Below are 20,402 nucleotides of genomic sequence, written 5' to 3'. Positions count from 1 at the left end.
CCCCTCACCCGGCGTCGTTGGGCGGCCAGCCCTGGGTGTCCATGTGGTCGGACCAGCGCAGGAATTCGGACAGCGCCCGGGTCTCCTCGTCGCTGAGCGCGAAGTTCGGCATCTGGCGGCGGCCTTCCATGCCGGACGGTTGGGCTTCCATCCATCCCTTCATGGTCTCGAAGGCGGCCTCGGGATCGTCGTAGACCCCCCAGCGCGTCGTCACGTTGCCGAGTTCGGGCGCGAAGTAGGCGCCTTCGCCGTGCAGCGTGTGGCAGTTGATGCAGCTGTGGCGCTCCCAGACCTCCTTGCCGAGCGCGACCTCTTCGGTCAGCGGCAGGGACGCGGTGGACTTGGTCACGATGTGGTGGTGGCTCTGCCAGGCCAGCAGCGCGAAGACGCCGGCGAAGAAGATCGATCCGCCGTAGAAGACGTTTCGCGCCCGCGCTTTGGTGAGGAATTCGGACATTCCACGACCTCTCCCGGTGGTTTGCAGTCTCGCCTGCGTAGACCCGGCCGAAATCGGCAACGTTGCGAAAATGCAAAGAAGCGGCATCCGGGCGGCGGCACGCTCAGGCGGCGCCAGGGAGGACGCTTCCATGTCCGTGGACATCGACGACCCGGATCTCACGCTCGCCGAGATTTTCCACCGCTGGCCGGAGGTCGCGCGCGTTTTCTGGCGGCACGAGACGGCATGTGTCGGCTGTCCGATCGCGCCGTTTCACACGGTCATCGACACGTGCGTCGAGTATCACCTCGATGAGGTGGTCTTCCGGGCCGAACTGCGAGCCATTGTGGCCGGTGCTACTTCGCGGCGCCGCTCAGTACGACAAGACGATGAGGAGCCGAGACGGTGACCCGTCGGCGCGCGCTCTTGACGATCCCCTCGCGTTCCCACGCCGAGAGCAGGCGGCTGACGGTGTGAAGCGTCGTTCCGGTCATTTCGGCGATGTCGGCCCGCGTGACGGGAAACACGATCTCGATGCCGTCCTCGGTCTGGCGACCGGACTGGTTCACCATCCTGAGGAGTGCCGACGCCACCCGCCGCTCCACCGCCTGCGTCGCGAGTTCGGTCACCCGGGACTGGAACTCGCCGAGCCGCGCGCCCAACGTGCGGTAGGATTCCGTGGCAAACCCGTCGTAGTTCGCCGAGAACTCTGACCAGAGCCGCACCGGCCATCCGAGCGCCAGCGATTCCACGGCGGCGATGGCGGTGGCGGGGTAGGTTTCACGTCCGATTGCCGGGGCAATGCCGAAGAGCTGGCCGGGCGGGATGTGCAGGGCGATCACCTGCTCGCCGTCCGAGGTGGTGCGGACGACCCGGATATAGCCGTCGAGCAGCAGGAAGAAGCGGTCGGAGGATGCGCCCTCGCGAAAGACCGCCGTACCCTCAGGGTAACGCCTGGGCGTCGCGCGGTCGAGGATCTCGCGGATCTCGGTCCGAGACAGTCGGGAAAACGGCGGGAGGCTTGTCAGGAGGCTTTCATCAAGCTTGGGCAATGCATCACCGGCAGAATGGGGCGCGACCATCTAAACCCATCCTGTTGGAATCCGAAAGAGAGCGGCCGACCCCCGATGGAGGCCGGCCGCGGGGTGTGGCGCCCTGGGTGCAGCGATCGGCGTGGATTACTGCGCCGGTGCCGGTGCCTGGTCGGCGGTGCCGGAGTGCATGATCTCGTCATTCTCCGGGCCGTCGACGATCAGGTAGCCGGCGAGGCCGCGCTCGGCGCGCGACAGCGCGTGGTCGACGAGCACGAACGTCCCCGCCCGATCGAGCTTGAAGTCGACGACCGTCGAGCCGCCGGGGGGCACGGTGATCGTCTGCACGTTGGTCAGCGGCGGCGAGGTGACACTGCCGAAGGAATAGGCGGTGTCGAAGATTTCGCCGATCACATGGAACGACGACGTGAAGTTCGGGCCGCCGACGCCGAAGTAGATCCGCACGGTCTCGCCGGCGTTTGCGTAGAGCGGATGCCGCTTGGTGAGCGACTCCACAGCACCGTTGAACACGAAGTATTCCGGGTTCTCGGAGATGAGCTTGTCGTAGTCCATCTCCATCTCGCCCTGCGTGCCGAAGGGCTCGACCGTGTAGAGCTCGCCCTGCATCACGTAGAACTCGCGGTCGACCTGCGGCAGGCCGCCTTCCGGCTCGACGACGATCATGCCGTACATGCCATTGGTGATGTGGTGGGCGACGCTCGGCGTGGCGCAGTGGTAGACGTAGACGCCGGGCTTCAGAGCCTTGAAGGTGACGGTGTTCTCGGCCCCCGGCTCGGTCTGCGTCGAGTGGGCGCCGCCACCCGGTCCGGTCGCGGCGTGGAAGTCGACCGAGTGCATCACCACGCTGTCCGCATGGTTCTTGAGCTTCACCTCGACGGTGTCGCCGACGCGAACGCGGATGAGCGGCCCCGGTACCTTGCGGTTGAAGGTCCAGAACTCATAGCTGGTGCCGTTGTCGAGCCGGCCCTTCAGCTCGACGGTCTCGAGCTCGACCTTCACGACCTCCGGCTGACGCTGCCCGATCGGCTCCGGGACGTCCCCGGGGTCGCGCACGATGTCCGCCACCTGGTCGTCGGCCTCCTCGCGTGATCCGGCGATGACCTGGATCAGGCCCTCCATTCCGGCCGCGCGGTGGCCGGGGATCGTGCAGAAGTAGGCAAACTCGCCGGGCTTGTTGGCGAGGAAGGAAAACGTCGACGACGCGTTCTTCTCCACGACCAGCGACGAGCGGGCGTTGTACTGGTCGACGAACATGTCGTGCTCGGCGCCCTCACCGTTGATGAGGTTCACCTGCACGAGTTCACCCTCGTAGACGGTGAGCGTCGGGTTGATCTGGCCGTTGATCGTGCCACCGACGCCGATATAGACCATGCGGCCCTGGGCGATGCCGGTGCGCAGGGTGAAGACGAGGGGCGCGTGGTAACTGACTCCCGGAGAGGCTCCGGCAGAGGTGGCCTCGGTCGCGGCGGTTTCGCTTGTTGCCGGTTGGGTCGTGGCAGCCTCGGTCGCCGTGCCGCCGTGGTCATGGCTCTGGGCCCGCGCCGTGCCGGGGACGACCAACGCCACGAGCGCGAGGCAGAGCATCGCCAGAATGGTCTGGCCGAGCGTCCGCCACAGGCCGGGGGGTAAGCCGGCCGTTCTTGTCATATCTGAAATCATCCTCGATCCTCCGGACTTGCGTGTCGTGAATCTGCTTTCGACACCGAGCGGGCCCGGGTTGCCGGCATTTCACGCCCCCGTGACCCGGGCGGATCGTTGATCGCTGGCGCCATCGCCGTCGTTGCAGAATCGCAAGCACTCAACCGCCGGACGCGCCACGCGGCCCGGCTCGCGCGGCCGTGCGAACATCCGGCGGGGCGGGCCGGGACGCACACGCTCGTGGGCGCGACCCGGCCGGCGTTTGAGGAGAGGAAGGCTGCGGCGGTGCGCGCCCCCGTGGACCTTGGATCCCTAGATGCCGACGACGGCCTGAGCGACGACCACCGGCCGCGGCAGCAGGCCGAGCGCCGCGAAGGTGTCCGCGATGCGCTGCTGATCGGCGACCACCTGCGAGGTGAGGGGGGCCACGCCAAAGCTCTGGCGCGTCAGCGCAAGTTCGAGCGCCTCGGGGGGAATGCCGGTCAGGGGCGCCAGCTCGTCGGCCGCGGCCTTGGGGTTCTCCGAGATCCAGACGCCGATCTCGTGGATTGCCTCGGAGAGGGCCCGGATCGCGTCCGGGTTCGCTTCGACGAACGAGCGCTCGCCGAGATAGAACTGATAGTTCGGCGCGAGCCCCTCGGCGTTCACCAGCTCGCGGGCTCCGAGCGTCTGCTCCGCCGAGGCCTGGAACGGATCCCAGATCGCCCAGGCATCGACGGCGCCCGTGGCGAAGGCGGCGCGTGCATCGGCGGGGGTGAGGAACGTCGGCCGGATCTCGTCATAGCCAACGCCGGCGGCCTCGAGCGCGCGAATGACCAGATAGTGGACGTTCGATCCCTTGTTGAGCGCGACCCTCTTGCCCCGGAGATCGGCCACCGACCGGACCTGGCTGTCCTTCGGGACAAGGATCGCCTCGCCCTTCGGGGCCGGCGGCTCGAAGGCGAAGTAGGTCAGTCGCGGGCTCGCCGCCTGAGCGAAGATCGGCGGCGCTTCGCCGGTCTGCGCGATGTCGATGGCGCCCGCGTTCAGCCCCTCGAGCATCTGCGGCCCGGCGGTGAACTCGGCCCACGTGACCTTGTAGCCGAGTGGAGCAAGCTTCTCCTCCAGGAGCCCCTTGCCCTTCAGAAGCACCAGCGCGCCATATTTCTGGAAGCCGACGCGTACCTCTTTCCCGGCGGCCAGCACCGGAGCGCCTGCGAGCGCGAGGCCGATGCCAGCGGTGGCGCCGATCCCGAAAGCTCTTCTTGTCACACGCATTTCCGTCTCCTTGATGCAATGATGCGCAATTTTTCGCGCATGCGAAGGTCGTAGTTGCGGGCGCTTTTTATATCTATAATCTCGACCAAGTTAATAGTGATTCGGGACTGAGTGACCATGAACGGAAAGATTGTCGGACTGTCGGGCAGCCTCAGCAATCCGTCGCGGACGCGGGCGCTGGTCGCGGCCGCGGTCGAGCGCGCCGCCGCGAGGTACGGGCGGGAGCCGGTGGTGATCGAGCTTTCCTCGATCGCCGGTTCGCTCGGCGGCGCGGTGCGAATCGGCGATCTCGACACGGTTGCCCGCGCAGCGGTCGATCTCATGATCGAGGCGGACGGGCTCGTGCTCGCGAGCCCGGTCTACAAGGGCAGCTACGGCGGCCTCTTCAAGCACCTGCTCGATCTCATCGACCCGCTGGCGCTCATGGGCAAGCCGGTCCTGCTCGGTGCGACCGGTGGGGGCGCGCGCCATGCGCTTGTCATCGAGCACCAGCTCCGCCCGCTCCTCGGTTTCTTCGAGGCGCAGGCCCTTGCCACGGGCGTCTATGCCTCGGACGCGGATTTCCACGACGGGGAGATCGCCTCGGAGGCGCTGCTCGACCGGCTTGACCGGGCGGTCGGCCAGTTCGCGCCCTTCCTGCCGCAGGTCGCGCCGCGCTCAGTCGCCCACAGTGACGCCGTGCACGCCCTGGCGTTCTGACCCGTCCAACCAGACTCAACAGGAGACGATTCCGATGACCACGGAAACGCCGATCAAGTTTGCCTACTGGGTGCCCAACGTCTCGGGCGGGCTCGTCATCAGCAATATCGAGCAGCGCACCCATTGGGGCATCGACTACAACCGCAAGCTCGCGCAGATCGCGGAAGCGGCGGGCTTCGAATATGCGCTGTCGCAGATCCGCTTCACCGCCGGCTATGGCGCCGACAACCAGCACGAGTCCGTGTCGTTCAGCCACGCGCTCGCCGCCGCCACCGAGCGGCTGAAGATCATTGCCGCACTCCTGCCGGGGCCGTGGAATCCGGCGCTGGCCGCGAAGCAGATCGCCACCATCAACAACCTCACCGAAGGCCGGATCGCCGTGAACGTCGTCTCCGGCTGGTTCCGCGGCGAGTTCTCGGCGATCGGCGAGCCCTGGCTCGACCACGACGAGCGCTATCGCCGGTCGGAGGAGTTCATCCGGGCGATGCGCGGCATCTGGAGCGAGGACGACTTCACCTTCGCCGGTGATTTCTACCGCTTCCGCAACTACACGATGAAACCGAAGCCGATCGACCCGCAGCCCGAGATCTTTCAGGGCGGCTCCAGCCGCGCGGCGCGCGACATGGCCGCGCGGGTGTCGGACTGGTATTTCACCAACGGCAACACGCCCGAGGGTCTCGCCACACAGGTCGAGGACATCCGGGCCAAGGCTGCCGAGCAGGGCCGCCGGGTGAAGATCGGCATCAACAGCTTCGCGATCGCCCGGGACACCGAGGCGGAGGCCCGCGCGGTGCTCGGGGAAATCATCGACAAGGCGAACCCGGACGCGGTGCACGGCTTTGCCCACGAGGTGAAGAACGCCGGCGCGGCCTCGCCCGAAGGCGAAGGCAACTGGGCGAAGTCGAGCTTCGACGATCTCGTCCAGTACAACGACGGCTTCCGGTCGAACCTGATCGGCACGCCCGAGCAGATCGCCGGACGGATCATCGCGCTGAAGGACGCGGGCGCGGACCTCGTGCTGCTCGGCTTCCTGCACTTCCAGGAGGAGGTGGAGTTCTTCGGCAAGCGGGTGATCCCGCTCGTCCGCGAGTTGGAGGCGAACCGCAGCCGCACCGCCGTCGCGGCCGAGTAGGGCCGCGATCGGCGAGCCCGCAACTTCCGACCCTCACAGGGGGCACGCGGTCCCCGCAGCCAGAGATCTTTGTGGCGTCGCCCGCGCGGCGCTCCCCCCCGACAAGGAGCTACACCCATGACCGTCCACAGCCTGCCGCGCGCCAGCGAAGGCGCCGCCGTCCCGCCTGTCGCCCGCCCGAAGGCACCGGCGCACGTCATCCGCACCGATGACGAGGCGATCGCCATCGCGAAGGAACTCGCCACCGAGTTCGCCAGGGGCGCGTCGCAGCGTGACCGCGAACGCATCTGGCCGCTCGCCGAGCTCGACGCCTTCTCGCAGAGCGGCCTCTGGTCGATCAGCGTGCCGAAGATCTACGGCGGCCCTGAACTCTCCTACGTCACCCTGAACCGGGTGATCGCGATCATCGCGGAGGCCGACCCGAGCCTCGGGCAGATCCCGCAGAACCACCTCGGCGTCGTTGCGGCGATCCGCACGGTGGCCGCCGAGGCGCAGAAGACGCTGCTCTTCGCCGAGGTGCTGAAGGGCACGCGCTTCGGCAACGCCTTCTCGGAATTCGGCTCGAAGCGGGCGGTCGATTTCCACACCACATGGACCGACGCCGGTGATCATGTGGTGGTCAACGGCCGCAAGTTCTACGCCTCCGGCGCCCTGCTGGCCCACCGGGTGCCGATCGTTGCGCTCGATGACCAGAACCGGGCCTGGTACGCGATCGCCGATCGTGGCGCGCAGGGGCTGACGGTGATCGACGACTGGTCGAGCTTCGGCCAGCGCACCACGCTTTCCGGGACGGTGATCCTCGACAACGTCAAGGTGCCGAAAACCCACCTGATCCCGGGCTACAAGGGCTACGAGACCCCTTCGGCCGATGGCCCGGTCTTTCAGGTGATCCAGGCGGCGGTGGACCTTGGGATCGCCCGCGCGGCGATCGCCGACACCATCGACTTCGTGAAGACGAAATCGCGGGCGTGGGTCGACAGCGGTCTCGATCACGCGTGGCAGGATCCCTACACGATCCAGGCGATCGGCGACCTGAAGCTCCGCGAACGCGCCTCGGCCGCGCTGCTCGATGTGGCGAGCGCGAAGATCGACCACGCCATCGCCGAGCCGGGCGCCGAGACCGTCGCCGAGGCGCAGGTCGCGACCGCCGAGGCCAAGGTCCTGACGACCGAGCTGTCGATCGCCGCGACGAACAAGCTCTTCGAGCTTGCCGGCACCCGCTCGACGCTGGCCGAGCACAACCTTGACCGGCACTGGCGCAACGCCCGGACGCACACGCTGCACGACCCGGTGCGCTGGAAGTACGCGATCCTCGGCAACTACTACCTGAACGGCGTGAACCCGCCCAGCCACGCCTGGAGCTGATCCTACCGTCCAACCTCTGGTGACCCTGCAACAAGCGAGTAAACAGTCATGATCATGGACAAACCCCGCCGGGCCCGCCCCGTCGTCGCCATCCTCGGCGGCGGGCTCACCGGTGCCGCGACGGCGTTTCACCTCTCCCGGACGATCGCGCCGGAGGAGGTGGAGATCATCGTGGTCGAGCCGCGGGAAGCCCTCGGGCGCGGGCTCGCCTATTCCTCGGACGAGCCCGCTCACCGGATCAACGTTCCCGCGTCGCGGATGACGCTCTACGGCGATGACCTGAACCACTTCATGAACTGGCTGGCGGCCGAGAACATCCGCATGTCGCCGGGCACGCTGACCGCGCGCGGTGACTTCTTCCCCGAGCGCGGGGTGTTCGGCAGTTACGTCGCGGCACATCTCGAGCCGCTTCTGGCGAGCGGCGCGGTCCGGCACGCCCGGGCCTTCGCCGTCTCGGTCACCCGGTCGAACGAGCGCTACCTCATCGATCTCTCGGACGGCACCGCCCTTGGCGCGGATCTCGTGGTCCTGGCGATGACGCATCCGGCGCCGTCGGTGCCGGCGCCGCTGCGCGGACTCGTCGCGTCACGGCGTCTCGTCGCAAGTCCCTACGACAACGCCCGCATCGCCGCGATCGGCCATTCGGAGCGGCTTCTGATCGTCGGTGCGGGCCTGACCTCGGCGGACGTGGCCGCGAGCCTCGCCCGCCGCGGGTTCCGGGGGCGGATCACCGCGCTCTCGCGCCACGGGCTTCGGTCGCGCGGGCACGGAGTCGTCTCCGGGAAATGCGCGATCGACTTCGCGGCCGACGCGCCGCCCACGGCCCTCGGGCTGCTCCGGCGCATTCGCGCGGCGGTGGTCGCCGATGAGGCGCGTGGTCGAAGCTGGCACGCGGTGCTCGACGCGATCCGCGACCAGGGACAGGCGATCTGGGCGGTACTGCCCGAGGGCGAGCGCCGGCGGCTCGTACGCCACCTTCGGACGTTCTGGGACGTGCACCGCTTCAGGGTCGCCCCGCAGGTCGAGGAAGCCCTCGATCTCCAGGTCCGCCTCGGTCGCCTCGAGACCGTCGCGGCCCGATTGGTCTCGGCGCACGAGGAGGAGGGCGGCATCGTCGTCGAGTATCGCCCGCGCGGCTGCGACGAGGTCGCCTCGGAGGTCTTCGACACCGTCGTCGTGACCACCGGCCCGGATCACGCGAGCGCCCTCAGCTCGAACCCGGCGCTGCGGGCGCTGGCTGCGGAAGGTCTCATCGCCGCCGACCCGAACGGACTTGGTCTGCACGTCGCAGAGCATTGTCGCGCGGTCGGGGGCGAGGGCTCTGTCTCCGACACGCTCTTTGTCGTCGGCCCGCTCGCGCGGGGGTGCGTCGGTGAACTGATGGGCGTCCCCGAGGTGATCCGTCACGCGGAGCACGTGGCCGGCGTCCTTGCCCGCAAGGCCGGTGACATCGGCAAGGCGCTGCCGGAAGAAGCTCTGGCCGTCGGCTGACGGACCGGGGGCGAGCGGAAGATCGCCGGCATCCGTCTAAATAGACGATTTAGACTATCGTGATTTAGATGATTTGGCTTAGGCTGCACCCGAGTGAGAAAGAGGTTTTGTTCATGGTATCGCGACGAAGTGTCATCGCCGGAGGCGGGCTCGGCCTTGTCGCCAGTCTCGCCGCTCCGCTGCTCATATGGGGCAACGCCAACGCCGCCGGGACAAGGACGCTGCGGATTGGCTGGCAGAAGAACGGCGTGGTCGCCCTTGCGAAGAGCCAGGGCGCGCTGGAACGGCGGTTCGCCGCGCAGGGCATCGAGGTCCGTTGGTCGGAGTTCACCTCCGGGCCGCCGCTTCTCGAGGCGCTCGGCGCCGGGGCGCTGGACTTTGGCGCGACCGGCGACGTGCCGCCGCTCTTCGCGCAGGCATCGGGGCGGAATCTCGTCTATGTCGGAACCTATGCCGGCAGTCCGCAGGGCTCGGCAATTCTCGTCCACAAGGACTCGCCGATCCGGACCCTCGCCGATCTGAAGGGCCGGAAGGTCGCCTTCAAGCGCGGATCGAGTGCCCACAACATCACCGTGAAGGCGCTGCGCAAGGGCGGTCTGACGCCCGATGACGTCGAGGCGTCGGACCTCTCGCCGCCTGACGCGCTGGCGGCATTCCGGGCGGGCAGCATCGACGCATGGACGATCTGGGATCCCTACCTCGCTGTTGCCGAGGACGACCCGGACGCCCGGGTGCTGACGACCGCCGAGGGGCTCGTCCCGTCGTGGTCCTACTTCCTTGCGAACGGTGATTTCGCCAGCGAGACTCCCGATGTTGTCGTTGACATCCTGAACGAGCTCGCCGTCGTCGGCCGTGCCGCCCAGAGCGATCTCGACAGGACGGTGCCGGTCCTCAGCCGGATCACCGGCGTCCGCGAGGACATCACCCGTATCACACTGACCCGCAAGGGCTTCGATCTCGGCAGCGTCGCGCCGATGAACCGGGACGCGCAAGCCTACCAGCAGGCGCTGGCGGACGAATTCTACGGCCTCGGGATCCTGCCGAAGCCGCTCAACATTCAGGACATCGTCTGGCAGCCCAAGGCCAGCTGATCCGAGAAAGGCATGAAATGACCCAGCCCATCGACTTCTTCTGGTTCATCCCGACCTCCGGTGACGGAGCCTATCTCGGCTCCTCCGACCTCAACCGCGCGCCGAGCTATGACTATCTCTCGCAGGTCGCCGTTGCCGTCGATCGCCTCGGCTACACCGGCGTCCTGTTGCCCACCGGGGCCGGTTGCGAGGAGTCCTTCGTCATGGCGGCGGCGCTCGCGCCGGTCACGCGCCGGCTGAAGTTCCTCGTGGCGATCCGCCCGGGCGTTGCCTCGCCGGCCTACTACGCCCGGCTTTCCTCGACCCTCGACCGGGTGTCGAACGGCCGCCTGCTTCTCAATATCGTCGTGGGCGGCAACCCGGCCGAGTTGAAGGGGGACGGCGTCTTCCTGCCGCATGACCAGCGCTACGGCCACGCGGAAGAGTTCTTCGACGTCTTCGAGGATCTGCTCGCCACCGGCTCGGCCAATCTCGACGGCGAGCACATCAAGGCGATCGGCGCGACCCTCGGCTATCCGCCGGTCCAGTCGCCGCGCCCGCCGCTCTACTTCGGTGGCTCGTCCGACGCGGGCATCGATTTCGCCGCCGGCCGCGTCGACAAGTACCTGACCTGGGGTGAGCCGCCGGCGCAGGTCGCCGAGAAGATCGACCGCGTGCGCGCCGCCGCGCGGGAAGAGGGCCGCGAGGTCAGCTTCGGCATCCGCCTGCACTTCATCGTCCGCGAAACCGAGGAAGAGGCGTGGGCGGCGGCCGACCGGCTGATCTCGAAGCTCGACGACGAGACGATCGCCGCCGCCGCCAAGCACTTCAACAAGGAGAGCGACAGCGTCGGCCAGAAGCGGATGTTCGCCCTGCATCAGGGGAGTCGCGACAGGCTCGAGGTCTCGCCGAACCTCTGGGCCGGGGTCGGGCTCGTGCGGGCCGGGGCCGGCACCGCCCTCGTCGGTTCGCCCGAGAGCGTGGCGGCCCGGCTGCGCGAATATCAGGAGATCGGCATCGATACGGTGATCGGCTCGGGCTATCCGCATCTCGAAGAAAGCTACCGCGTCGCGGAGCTTCTCTTCCCCGCGCTCGGCATCGAGCGTGGCGAGCAGGCGGGCGGCTTCCTCAACGAGTTCGGCCAGAAGCGCGTCTTTGCCGGTGGCAGCCACGGCGGCAACCTTCGGGCCGCCTCGTGACGGCGCTGGCGCGAAACTCGATCGGCTGGCTCCTGCCGCTCACGATCATTCTCGCCTGGGAGGCACTTTCCCGGGCGGGGTTCATCGCCGCGAACGTCCTGCCGGCCCCCTCGGCCGTGGCGGCGGCCTTCTGGAAGCTGCTCCTCTCGGGGGAGCTGCTGCGCAACATCTGGGTGTCGTCCTGGCGGGCGCTGGCGGGCTTTGCCATCGGCGGCTCGATCGGCTTCGCGCTCGGCCTCGCCAACGGGCTTTCGCGGCTGTCGCGCGACATGACCGACACGACGCTGCAGATGGTGCGCAACATCCCGCACCTCGCGCTGATCCCGCTCGTCATCCTGTGGTTCGGCATCGGCGAGGAAGCGAAGCTCTTTCTCGTCGCGCTTGGCGTCTTCTTCCCGATCTATGTCAATACGCTGCTGGGGATTCAGGGCGTCGACCCGCAGCTCGTGGAGATGGGCCGGATCTACGGCATGAAGCCTGCCCGGCTGTTCTGGCGGGTGATCCTGCCCGGGGCACTGCCGGCGATCTTCACCGGGCTGCGCTATGCGCTCGGCATCATGTGGCTGACGCTGATCGTCGCGGAAACCATCTCGGCCTCGTCCGGGCTCGGTTACATGGCGATGCAGGCGCGTGAGTTCCTGATGATCGACGTCGTCGTGCTCTCGATCCTGATCTACGCGCTGCTCGGCAAGCTCGCCGACACGTTCGCCCGCCTGCTCGAGCGCCGGACGCTCGCCTGGCACCCGGCCTTCCAGACCTGAGGCGATGACCATGCTCGACCATACCTTCCCTTACCCAATCCCGGCGTCGCCCAAGGTACGCGAGATCCCGCGCGACGTCTCCGGTCCGCCCGGCTTCGAGATCCGCGGCCTCGTCAAGCGGTTCGATGGCAAGACCGTGCTTCAGGGCGTCGACCTCGTCGTGCCCCGGGGGCAGTTCCTCGCCATCGTCGGCAAGAGTGGCTGCGGCAAGTCGACACTCCTGCGCCTGCTCGCCGGCCTCGATCAGCCGACCGAGGGCACGATCCGGCATGGCGATGCGCAGACCGCCGACACGCGCATCATGTTTCAGGAGCCGCGCCTGCTGCCGTGGGCGCGCGTCGTCGATAACGTGACCGTGGGGCTCACCGGCATCGCCTCGGGCAAGCCCGCCCGCGAGCGCGCCCGCAGGCGCCTCGCCGAGGTCCGCCTTGAAGACCGCGCCGGAGAGTGGCCGTCGGTGCTCTCGGGCGGCCAGCGCCAGCGTGTGGCGCTCGCCCGCGCGCTCGTCGGCGAGCCGCGCGTCCTTGCGCTCGACGAGCCGCTGGGCGCGCTCGACGCGCTCACCCGGATCGAGATGCAGGGCCTCCTCGAACGGGTCTGGCGCGGGCAGGGCTTCACGGCGGTGCTGGTCACCCATGACGTCGCGGAGGCCGTGGTGCTCGCTGACCGGATCGTGGTGCTCGACGAGGGGCGCATCGCCCTCGACGTCGATGTGCCGCTCCCGCGCCCGCGCCGCCACGGCACGCCGGAGGTCGCGCGGCTCGAGAGCCGGATCCTGTCGCGCCTGCTCGGTGGCGATCACGCGGAGCGCCACGGGCAGGCCCCGGTCGTCGTGAGGGCCTGAGGCTCAGGCGGCCTCGAACGCCACCGGCGCGCCGGTAAAGACGGCCGCGCGCGTTCCGACGATAGCGGGATCGCCAGTGGTGAGGTAGCGCACGGCGCCGGTTCCGCCGGCGAAGCGCGGATGACGCTTCAGGTAGTCACCGAGGCTCGCGGCGATCAGCTCCGGTTGCGAGACGAGCGTGGTCGCCGACGGCAAGGCGGCACGGAACGCCGCTTCGACCAGCGGGTAGTGCGTGCAGCCGAGCACCGCCGACTGCGGCGCGGGCAGTCGGGCGAGGAGGGCGGCCACGTGGTCGCGGGCGACCTCGGCCGCCCGATCGAGATCGCCCGCCTCGATCGCCTCGACGAGCCCGGTGCAGGCCTGCGGCGCGACCGTGACGTCACGCGCCCGGAAATGCAGCTCACGCGGGAAGGCACCACTGCGCACCGTCGCGGGCGTGGCGAACAGCGCCACGTCCCGCAGGCCGGTGTGGGTCGGCGGCGTGTTGTCGCCCCAGTCGCGGCGGGTCAGGTGCTCGATCACCGGCACGAACACCCCGAGCACGCGGTGGGCGGCGGGGTTCAGCCAGTTCACCTGCAGATCGTGCAGGGCCACGGCGGAGGCCGTGTTGCAGGCGAGGATGACAAGACCGCAATCCTCGCGGAACAGCCGCTCGACGCCTGCGATGGTCAGTTCGTAGATCTCGGTGGGCGCCTTCCAGCCGTATGGGGCGTTGGCGTTGTCGCCGAGGTAGACGAAATCCTGCGAGGGCAGCGCCCGCGTGAGCGCCGTGAGCACGGTGAGGCCGCCAAGGCCGCTGTCGAATACGCCGATCTTCATCTCAGTCCTCTAGACGAGTGCCGTGGGGGGAGGGAAGGGGTCTCGCCGACCGCCTCGGCCGTCGCGAGGAGCCAGTCGCGGAACGCAGCGATCGCCGGGGCGCGGTCGGCGGGAGGGGCCGCGGCGGAGATCAGGTAATAGCCGCAGTCCTCGCGCACGGTGACGCCGGAAAGCTGGGCCAGCCGGCCCTCGCGCAGGTCCTCGGCAACGATCGCGAGGGGACAGAGCGCCACGCCCTGCCCGGCGAGGGCCGCGGCGCGAAGCAGGTTGAAGTCCTCGAACATCGGGCCGGGGGCAACCTCGACATCGGCCGCGCCGGCCGCGTCGAGCCACGCCCGCCAGCCCGAGGCATCGGTGTCGTGCAGCAGGCCCGCCGCCAGCATCGCCTCCGGCGTCTCGGGCCGGCCGAGGTGCGGCGCGGCGACCGGCACGGTGCGCCCGGGCAGGAAGCGCGTCACCGCCATCCCTGGCGGTCTCGGCGGGCGCTCGGCAAAGACGACGGCGAGATCCACGTCACGGAAGTCGATGGGCTGGCCATGGATCGCGTAGAGGATGCGGACGGCAACGCCCGGCACCAGCGCGCGGAAATCGCCGAGCCGGGGGATCAGCCAGCAGATCGCCACGGACGGGATGACCGCGACGGCGAGCTCCGGCGGCCCGCCCGCGCGCCGGGCGCGGCGGCAGGCGCCATCGATCTCGCCGAACGCCCGCGCCAGTGACTCGGCCAGCTCGGCGCCATGCGGCCGCAGGGTCGCGCGGTTTCCGGTGCGCTCGAAGAGCGGCGCGCCGAACCAGTCCTCAAGCCCGCGCACCTGATGGCTGACCGCCGACTGGGTCACGCAAAGCTCGTCGGCCGCGCGGCTGAAGCTGCCATGACGGGCGACCGCCTCGAAGAAGCGGAGGCCCCCGAGAGGAACCTGTGACATCACCCTCCTCCATGAGCGCCGCTCATGCTGGCGCGAGAATCGGTCCTTTGACAGAATCCGGTCGGATGCTCACACTCCGAGCATATTCCAGCAGGAGAACCCGTGACAATGGACGGCAGCGTGCTTCCCCGCGAGCGACTTCAGGACTTTACCCGCAACGGCCCCAAGGTGACACTGACTTTCACGGCCGCCGAGATGCAGCGCCGTCTCGACGCCGTCCGCGGCGCCATGGCCGCGGTGGGCGCCGACGCGGCGCTTTTCACCTCCTACCATAACATCAACTACTACTCGGACTTCCTCTATTGCTACTTCGGGCGCCGCTACGGCCTCGTCGTCACCCCTGACGCTTCGACCTCGATTTCCGCGGGGATCGACGGTGGCCAGCCGGCCCGGCGGACGTTCGGCGGCAACGTTACCTACACCGACTGGCGCAAGGACAACTGGTTCCACGCCGTGCGCACCCTGACCGGCGGCGTGAAGCGCCTCGGCATCGAATTCGACCACATCACCATCGACACCCTGAACCTGCTCAAGGCCGAGTTCCCGGAGATGGAGTTCGTCGACATCGCCGCCCCGGCGATGCGGCTCCGCATGGTGAAGTCGGCCGAAGAGATCGCCCACATCACCGAGATGGCCCGCATCGCCGACGTCGGCGGCGCCGCCTGCGTCGAGGCAACGAAGGTCGGCACGCCCGAGCATGAGGTCGCCCTGCACTCGACCGCGACGATGGTCCGCGAGATCGCGAAGACCTGGCCCCACGCCGAGCTGCTCGACACCTGGACCTGGTTCCAGTCGGGGCTCAACACCGACGGCGCCCACAACCCCGTCACCTCGCGCCGGATCGAGACGGGCGACATCCTGTCGCTCAACTGCTTCCCGATGGTCGCGGGCTACTACGTCGCGCTCGAGCGCACGCTGTTCGCGGAGTCCGCGACCGACGAGCACATCCGCCTCTGGGAGGTCAACTGTGCGGTCCACGACCGCGGCAAGGAACTGCTGGTGCCGGGCAACAGGTGCTCCGACATCGCCCGCGAGCTGAACGAGATGTATGCCGAGAAGAACCTGCTCCAGTACCGCAGCTTCGGCTACGGCCACTCGTTCGGCGTGCTCTGCCACTACTACGGCCGCGAGGCCGGTCTCGAGCTCCGCGAGGACTGCGACACCGTCCTTGAACCCGGCATGGTGGTGTCGATGGAGCCGATGATCACCATCCCCGAGGACATGCCGGGTGCCGGCGGCTACCGCGAGCACGACATCCTCGTCGTCACCGAGGACGGCAACGACAACATCACCGGCTTCCCCTACGGGCCTGAGCACCTGATCGTGAAGTAACGCCAACCCGGCCGGCCCGACGCGCGTCGGGTCGACGCCAACCCGGCCCGCACAACGGGCCGCATCGGACGCGATCCGCGCGGCGGACGTGTCGGGTGGCCCCTGCTGGCCGGGGCCACCCGCCAAACACAAACAAACCCCGGGAGAGAACATGACCTATGCAACGACGGCCGCCACGGCGGCTGCGCGGGCTGAAGCCGTGCCCGCCGCTCACCCGCCAGCTGATCGCGCCGTGCTTCGCAAGGTGCTCGGCGCCAGTTTCATCGGCAACTTCGTCGAATGGTTCGACTACGCATCCTACGGCTTCTTCGCCACGGTGATCGCCCGCGCCTTCTTCCCCGAGATCGCGCCACACACGGCGCTGCTCGCCACCTTCGGGGTCTTCGCGATCTCCTTCATCGTGCGCCCGATCGGCGGCATCGTCTGGGGCGCCATCGGCGACCGGATCGGTCGTCGCACCGCGCTGTCGTGGTCGATCCTCATCATGTCCGGGGCGACGACAGTCATCGCCATCCTGCCGTCCTATGCGCAGATCGGCATTCTCGCCCCGGTGCTCCTGCTCGTCGTGCGCATGGTGCAGGGCTTTTCGGCCTCGGGCGAATACGCCGGCGCCACCGCCTTCATCGCGGAATATGCCCCGACCGATCGCCGGGGGCTCTACACCAGCATCGTCCCCGCCTCGACCGCTGCCGGGCTCCTCGCCGGCTCGCTGCTCTCGGCCGGGCTGTTCGCGCTGCTCGATGACGCCGAGATGGCGTCCTGGGGCTGGCGCCTGCCGTTCCTTCTCGCAGCACCCCTCGGCCTCATCGGCCTCTACATCCGCCTGAAGCTCGAGGACACGCCCAAGTTCCGCGAGATGGAGGCGCAGCACGAGGAGACCCGCACGCCGACCGCCGAGCTCTTCCGCGAGCACCGTGGCCGCATGGCGATCGCCTTCGGCGCGACCTGTCTCAACGCCGTCGGCTTCTACCTCATCCTCTCGTACATGCCGACGTACCTGATGACCGAGATGGGCCTCGGCAATGCACAGTCCTTCCTCGCCACCAGCATCTCGCTTGCCGCCTACATCGGCCTGATCTTCCTCATGGGCACGATCTCCGACCGGATCGGCCGGCGTACGGCGCTTCTCGCCGCCTCGGTGCTGTTCATCGTGCTGACCGTGCCGCTGTTCTCGATGCTTGATGGCGCCTCGTTCTTCGGCATCGTGCTGATCCAGATCGCCTTCGGGGCGCTCCTCACGGTCAACGACGGCACCCTGCCGTGCTTCCTCTCGGAGCTGTTCCCGACCCGGGTGCGCTATTCCGGCTTTGCGTTCAGCTTCAACGCGGCGAATGCGCTCTTTGGCGGCACCGCGCCGCTGGTGGCGACCTGGCTCATCGGTGTCACCGGCTCGAAGCTGGCGCCGGCGTGGTATCTCGTCGCCGCCGCGGTCATCGCACTGACGGTGATGCTCTTCGCGCGCGAGACTGCGGGCGAGCCGCTCGAGGACTGAAGAATGGCGCCGGCAAGGGCGTCAGCGGCGCATCCATAGGGTGCGCCAGGTGGGGCGGTCGGCCCTGACCGGCACGGGCACTGGTCCCGCGTCGGTCAGCAGGTCGACCGCCTCACCTTCCAGTACCAGACACGAGAGCCGGCCGGTGCGGAAGGCGCCGGTATCGACCGCGATGCGGTTCGCGTGGTGCTCGACCTCCGGCACGATCGTGTGGCCGTGCACGACCTTGACGCCGTAGTCGGCCGACGAGCTGAGGAACGGCTCGCGGATCCAGATGAGATCGTCGCGCTCCTGCGCATCGAGCGCCACGCCGGGCCGGATGCCCGCATGGACGAAGAAGTACCCCCCAAGCTGGAATCCGAGCTCGCACGCGTCGAGGAAGGCCATGTGCCCGGCCGGGAACGCGGCGGCGAAGGCGTCGCGCGTTGCCGCCGGGTGGGTGTCGCTGGCATCCGGCACGCCATAGGACTCGAGCGTGGCATTGCCGCCCATGGCGTCGTGCAGCCAGTGATAGGTCCGGTCGTACCAGTCGGGATCACGCAGGTAGGCGCCCACGTAGCTGTCATGATTGCCGAGCAGGAAGCGCGCGGGCAGGTCCGAGCCGCGCAGCTCGATCAGCGCCTCCAGAACGCCCCGGCAGGCCGGCCCGCGGTCCATGTAATCGCCGAGGCAGATGACGAGCGGATGGCGGTGCGGCCGCCGGGACAGGTCGAGACGGATCCGTTCGAGCGTCGCTCGGACGAGATCGAGGCGCCCATGCATGTCGCCAATCGCGTAGAGGCGCCGGCCTTCGGTCAAGTCGGTCATGGGCCGGCAGTAATCCCGCGCGACGGCCTTTGTCCAGATGGCAGAGGAGCGGCGCGCGAGCCCGCCGCTCCTCCGCCTGTCAGCCGGCGATGCGCTGCTCCTCCTCGGCGAACTCGCCGATCTCACTGGCAATGACACTCGCGACCCGCAGAGCGTGGGCGATCACCGTGAGGCTCGGCCCCGTGCCCCCGGACGACGGGAAGGCGGAGGCGTCGGCGACCGAGATCATCGGGTGGCCATGGAGACGGCCGTCCGCGTCCACGACGGAGGTGGCAGGATCGGTCCCCATCCGGCAGGTGCCCATGGGATGGCCCCAGTTTGGCGTGCCTGGCTCGCTCAGGAACCGCACCGGCAGCGGGGCGAACGCGGCGCGGATCTGGGCGCGCTTTGCGGTGGATATGGCCACGAGATCAGGGTCCGGCGTGTAGCAGGCGACGATCCGGTTGCCCTCTTCGCGGACCATGTTCTGCGGGTGGGGCAAGTCCTCGGTGATCGTCGCGTAGATCGCCAGCGGACCGATCAGCCGGGCAGCGGTCCAGGCCGCTGGCCGCAGGAATTCCACCAGCGGCATCAGGGTGCGGCTGATGCGTTTCACGGCGCGCATCCGCAGGACGTGCATGATCGCGCCGGTGCTCACGGTGGCGCCGGTCGACTGGATCTCGCCGATGCTGATCTTGCCCTCGTCGTAGAAGTCCCGCAGGCAGAGCCACTTGCGCGGGACGACGGTGGCGTCGACCGGCGTCCGGACGGTGAACGCCTCGGAGAGGTGGAACATGAGCCCACGCGACAGCATGGCCGGTCGTCCGGTCTCGCGCCACAGATCCTCCGAGCGTTCGAGGAGCAGCGGCGTGTTGAGCGCGCCGGCAGCCAGCACGAGGCGTGATGCACGCAGCACGTCGCCGGTGCCGGCGAGGCGCAGCCTGACGCCGCGGGCATCGACCTCGATCCGATCAATGGTCGCGTCGGTCCGAAGGCGCAGGAGACCGCTCTCCACCGCCTGTCTGAGCGCGTGGTTGTAGGCGTCCGATTTGCACGCGCTTTGGCATCGGTATCCGAAACACTCCGCGCAACCCGCGTGGTAGTCGATGGCCACGTGCAGCCGAAACGGCTTGAGGCCATTGGCGGTGAGCGCGTCGTGGATCACGAGCGCTTCCGGCCCCAGCGGCGGCGGGGGCAGGAGCTGGGCGAGATCATCGGGGTCGGCGGGATCGCTGTGGCCGCGGACGCCCATCATCGCTTCGGCGCAGCGGTAGTAGTTCGCGAACTCGTCGTAGTTGATCGGCCAGTCGTTCGGCAGGGCCGGATTGGCGGCCGTGCCGGGTTTCGACCGGGTGAAATCGACCCGTCGGAACCGGCTGAGCGCGGCGGCGTAGAGCGCCGATGAGCCGCCGGGGCCGCGTCCATGGCGCACCAGGACCGGCTTCGCGGTCCCGTGGCCATCGCTGGAGCGGGTGAAATAGCTGACGTAGGATGGATCGGGTCTGGACAGGCCGATCTTGTGGCCAATGCGGCTGAGGAGCCGTCGCAGCCGTGTTCGGGGCCGGGCGGCCTCGGCTGCCGCAGGCTCGGGTCCCGCGTCGAGCACCAGTACGTTCAAACCGCATTCTGCGAGATGCACTGCGGCGGCCGACCCGCCAAGGCCGGCGCCAACGACGATGACATCTGCATCGTCGAACGCCTTAATCTTCACTGAAATTCCCCCAGTTCATATAGGGGGAAATGCTACGCCAGACCGGTCTGATCCCATAGCGGAACATAACGCCCGTTATGTTTTGGCGACGGGCACAGACGTTAGCGGTGGAAGTTGATGTGGCGACGATACCCTATGGGACTATCGCAAAGATTTGATTCTCGTACGGGTTGCGGCCAGCAAGTCGCGGCAGCGGCAGGTGAGTCGCGGCCGGCCGGTGCCGGCCGCGACTCTATTGCTCTGGATTACTCGATGATCTTGGAGACGACGCCGGCGCCGACGGTGCGGCCGCCTTCGCGGATTGCGAAGCGGAGCTTCTCTTCCATGGCGATCGGCGAGATCAGGGTCACCTCGAACTTCAGGTTGTCGCCGGGCATGACCATCTCGGTGCC

The 20,402-nt window shown here is 68.4% G+C and carries 20 protein-coding genes; 11 read left to right on the top strand and 9 right to left on the bottom strand.

All coding sequences use genetic code 11. The annotated features are described in order from the left end of the window. Positions 1–4: 4 nt before the first annotated feature. Positions 5–457, bottom strand: a complete 453-nt coding sequence (locus HNP73_RS20820; RefSeq protein WP_184154754.1) for a c-type cytochrome — start codon at positions 455–457, stop codon at positions 5–7. Between the two features lie 130 nt (positions 458–587). Here HNP73_RS20820 and HNP73_RS20815 point away from each other — a divergent pair, with 130 nt between their 5' ends. Then, complete coding sequence (locus HNP73_RS20815; protein ID WP_184154751.1) at positions 588–845, top strand: DUF1858 domain-containing protein; 258 nt, start codon at positions 588–590, stop codon at positions 843–845. Here HNP73_RS20815 and HNP73_RS20810 read toward each other — a convergent pair. The 3 genes from HNP73_RS20810 to HNP73_RS20800 all read right to left on the bottom strand — a co-directional run bounded on the left by HNP73_RS20810 (position 793) and on the right by HNP73_RS20800 (position 4,383). Then, on the bottom strand, positions 793–1,488 hold the full coding sequence (locus HNP73_RS20810) for a Crp/Fnr family transcriptional regulator (protein ID WP_184154936.1): 696 nt from the start codon (positions 1,486–1,488) through the stop codon (positions 793–795). The two genes, HNP73_RS20815 and HNP73_RS20810, sit on opposite strands and share 53 nt — an antisense overlap. 126 nt (positions 1,489–1,614) lie before the next feature. Continuing rightward, positions 1,615–3,135, bottom strand: a complete 1,521-nt coding sequence (nirK, locus tag HNP73_RS20805) for a copper-containing nitrite reductase (RefSeq protein ID WP_221288941.1) — start codon at positions 3,133–3,135, stop codon at positions 1,615–1,617. Positions 3,136–3,438: 303 nt separating this feature from the next. Next, positions 3,439–4,383, bottom strand: coding sequence for a sulfonate ABC transporter substrate-binding protein (locus HNP73_RS20800; RefSeq protein WP_184154747.1), 945 nt, complete (start codon positions 4,381–4,383; stop codon positions 3,439–3,441). A gap of 117 nt (positions 4,384–4,500) precedes the next feature. On the opposite strand from HNP73_RS20800, the gene msuE reads away from it, so the two are divergent. From msuE to HNP73_RS20760, 8 genes are all read left to right on the top strand, one after another. Continuing rightward, positions 4,501–5,082, top strand: coding sequence for an FMN reductase (gene msuE, locus HNP73_RS20795; protein WP_184154744.1), 582 nt, complete (start codon positions 4,501–4,503; stop codon positions 5,080–5,082). A 34-nt stretch (positions 5,083–5,116) separates the two neighbouring features. Beyond that, entirely contained in the window at positions 5,117–6,214 is a 1,098-nt protein-coding gene (sfnG, locus tag HNP73_RS20790; RefSeq protein WP_184154741.1) for a dimethylsulfone monooxygenase SfnG, read from the top strand. A gap of 117 nt (positions 6,215–6,331) precedes the next feature. After that, the gene (locus tag HNP73_RS20785; protein WP_184154737.1) at positions 6,332–7,579 is read left to right on the top strand and encodes an SfnB family sulfur acquisition oxidoreductase; all 1,248 of its coding nucleotides are present in this window, start codon (positions 6,332–6,334) and stop codon (positions 7,577–7,579) included. A 48-nt stretch (positions 7,580–7,627) separates the two neighbouring features. Further along, positions 7,628–9,070, top strand: coding sequence for an FAD/NAD(P)-binding protein (locus tag HNP73_RS20780; protein WP_221288939.1), 1,443 nt, complete (start codon positions 7,628–7,630; stop codon positions 9,068–9,070). Between the two features lie 113 nt (positions 9,071–9,183). Further along, positions 9,184–10,161: an aliphatic sulfonate ABC transporter substrate-binding protein gene (locus HNP73_RS20775; protein WP_184154731.1), complete on the top strand. Its 978-nt coding sequence runs from the start codon at positions 9,184–9,186 to the stop codon at positions 10,159–10,161. Positions 10,162–10,178: 17 nt separating this feature from the next. Then, positions 10,179–11,339 (top strand): FMNH2-dependent alkanesulfonate monooxygenase, encoded by a 1,161-nt coding sequence (ssuD, locus tag HNP73_RS20770; protein WP_184154728.1) that lies wholly within the window; start codon positions 10,179–10,181, stop codon positions 11,337–11,339. Further along, entirely contained in the window at positions 11,336–12,100 is a 765-nt protein-coding gene (locus tag HNP73_RS20765) for an ABC transporter permease subunit (protein WP_184154725.1), read from the top strand. The genes ssuD and HNP73_RS20765 overlap by 4 nt, the downstream gene beginning before the upstream one ends. Before the next feature lie 10 nt (positions 12,101–12,110). Then, positions 12,111–12,944 (top strand): ATP-binding cassette domain-containing protein, encoded by an 834-nt coding sequence (locus HNP73_RS20760; RefSeq protein ID WP_184154722.1) that lies wholly within the window; start codon positions 12,111–12,113, stop codon positions 12,942–12,944. A gap of 3 nt (positions 12,945–12,947) precedes the next feature. Here HNP73_RS20760 and murI read toward each other — a convergent pair whose 3' ends face one another. Further along, positions 12,948–13,763: a glutamate racemase gene (murI, locus tag HNP73_RS20755; RefSeq protein WP_184154719.1), complete on the bottom strand. Its 816-nt coding sequence runs from the start codon at positions 13,761–13,763 to the stop codon at positions 12,948–12,950. After that, positions 13,760–14,689 (bottom strand): LysR substrate-binding domain-containing protein, encoded by a 930-nt coding sequence (locus tag HNP73_RS20750; protein WP_184154716.1) that lies wholly within the window; start codon positions 14,687–14,689, stop codon positions 13,760–13,762. The genes murI and HNP73_RS20750 overlap by 4 nt, the downstream gene beginning before the upstream one ends. A 108-nt stretch (positions 14,690–14,797) precedes the next feature. Here HNP73_RS20750 and HNP73_RS20745 point away from each other — a divergent pair, with 108 nt between their 5' ends. Then, on the top strand, positions 14,798–16,021 hold the full coding sequence (locus HNP73_RS20745; protein ID WP_184154930.1) for an aminopeptidase P family protein: 1,224 nt from the start codon (positions 14,798–14,800) through the stop codon (positions 16,019–16,021). A gap of 151 nt (positions 16,022–16,172) precedes the next feature. Then, positions 16,173–17,513: an MFS transporter gene (locus tag HNP73_RS20740; protein ID WP_184154713.1), complete on the top strand. Its 1,341-nt coding sequence runs from the start codon at positions 16,173–16,175 to the stop codon at positions 17,511–17,513. A gap of 21 nt (positions 17,514–17,534) precedes the next feature. Here the strand turns inward: HNP73_RS20740 and HNP73_RS20735 are convergent, their stop codons facing one another. The 3 genes from HNP73_RS20735 to HNP73_RS20725 all read right to left on the bottom strand — a co-directional run. Continuing rightward, the gene (locus HNP73_RS20735; protein ID WP_184154710.1) at positions 17,535–18,320 is read right to left on the bottom strand and encodes a metallophosphoesterase; all 786 of its coding nucleotides are present in this window, start codon (positions 18,318–18,320) and stop codon (positions 17,535–17,537) included. Between the two features lie 79 nt (positions 18,321–18,399). Beyond that, on the bottom strand, positions 18,400–20,010 hold the full coding sequence (locus tag HNP73_RS23995; protein ID WP_184154707.1) for an FAD-dependent oxidoreductase: 1,611 nt from the start codon (positions 20,008–20,010) through the stop codon (positions 18,400–18,402). A 245-nt stretch (positions 20,011–20,255) separates the two neighbouring features. Beyond that, positions 20,256–20,402 (bottom strand): EF-Tu C-terminal domain-related protein (locus tag HNP73_RS20725; RefSeq protein ID WP_484477030.1); only part of this gene is annotated, 147 nt, incomplete at its 5' end.

This window comes from Amaricoccus macauensis (assembly GCF_014201905.1).
Classification (GTDB): Bacteria; Pseudomonadota; Alphaproteobacteria; order Rhodobacterales; family Rhodobacteraceae; genus Amaricoccus; species Amaricoccus macauensis.
The sequence above is the reverse complement of the archived record's forward strand: the minus strand, read 5'-3'. Positions and strand labels throughout refer to the sequence as shown.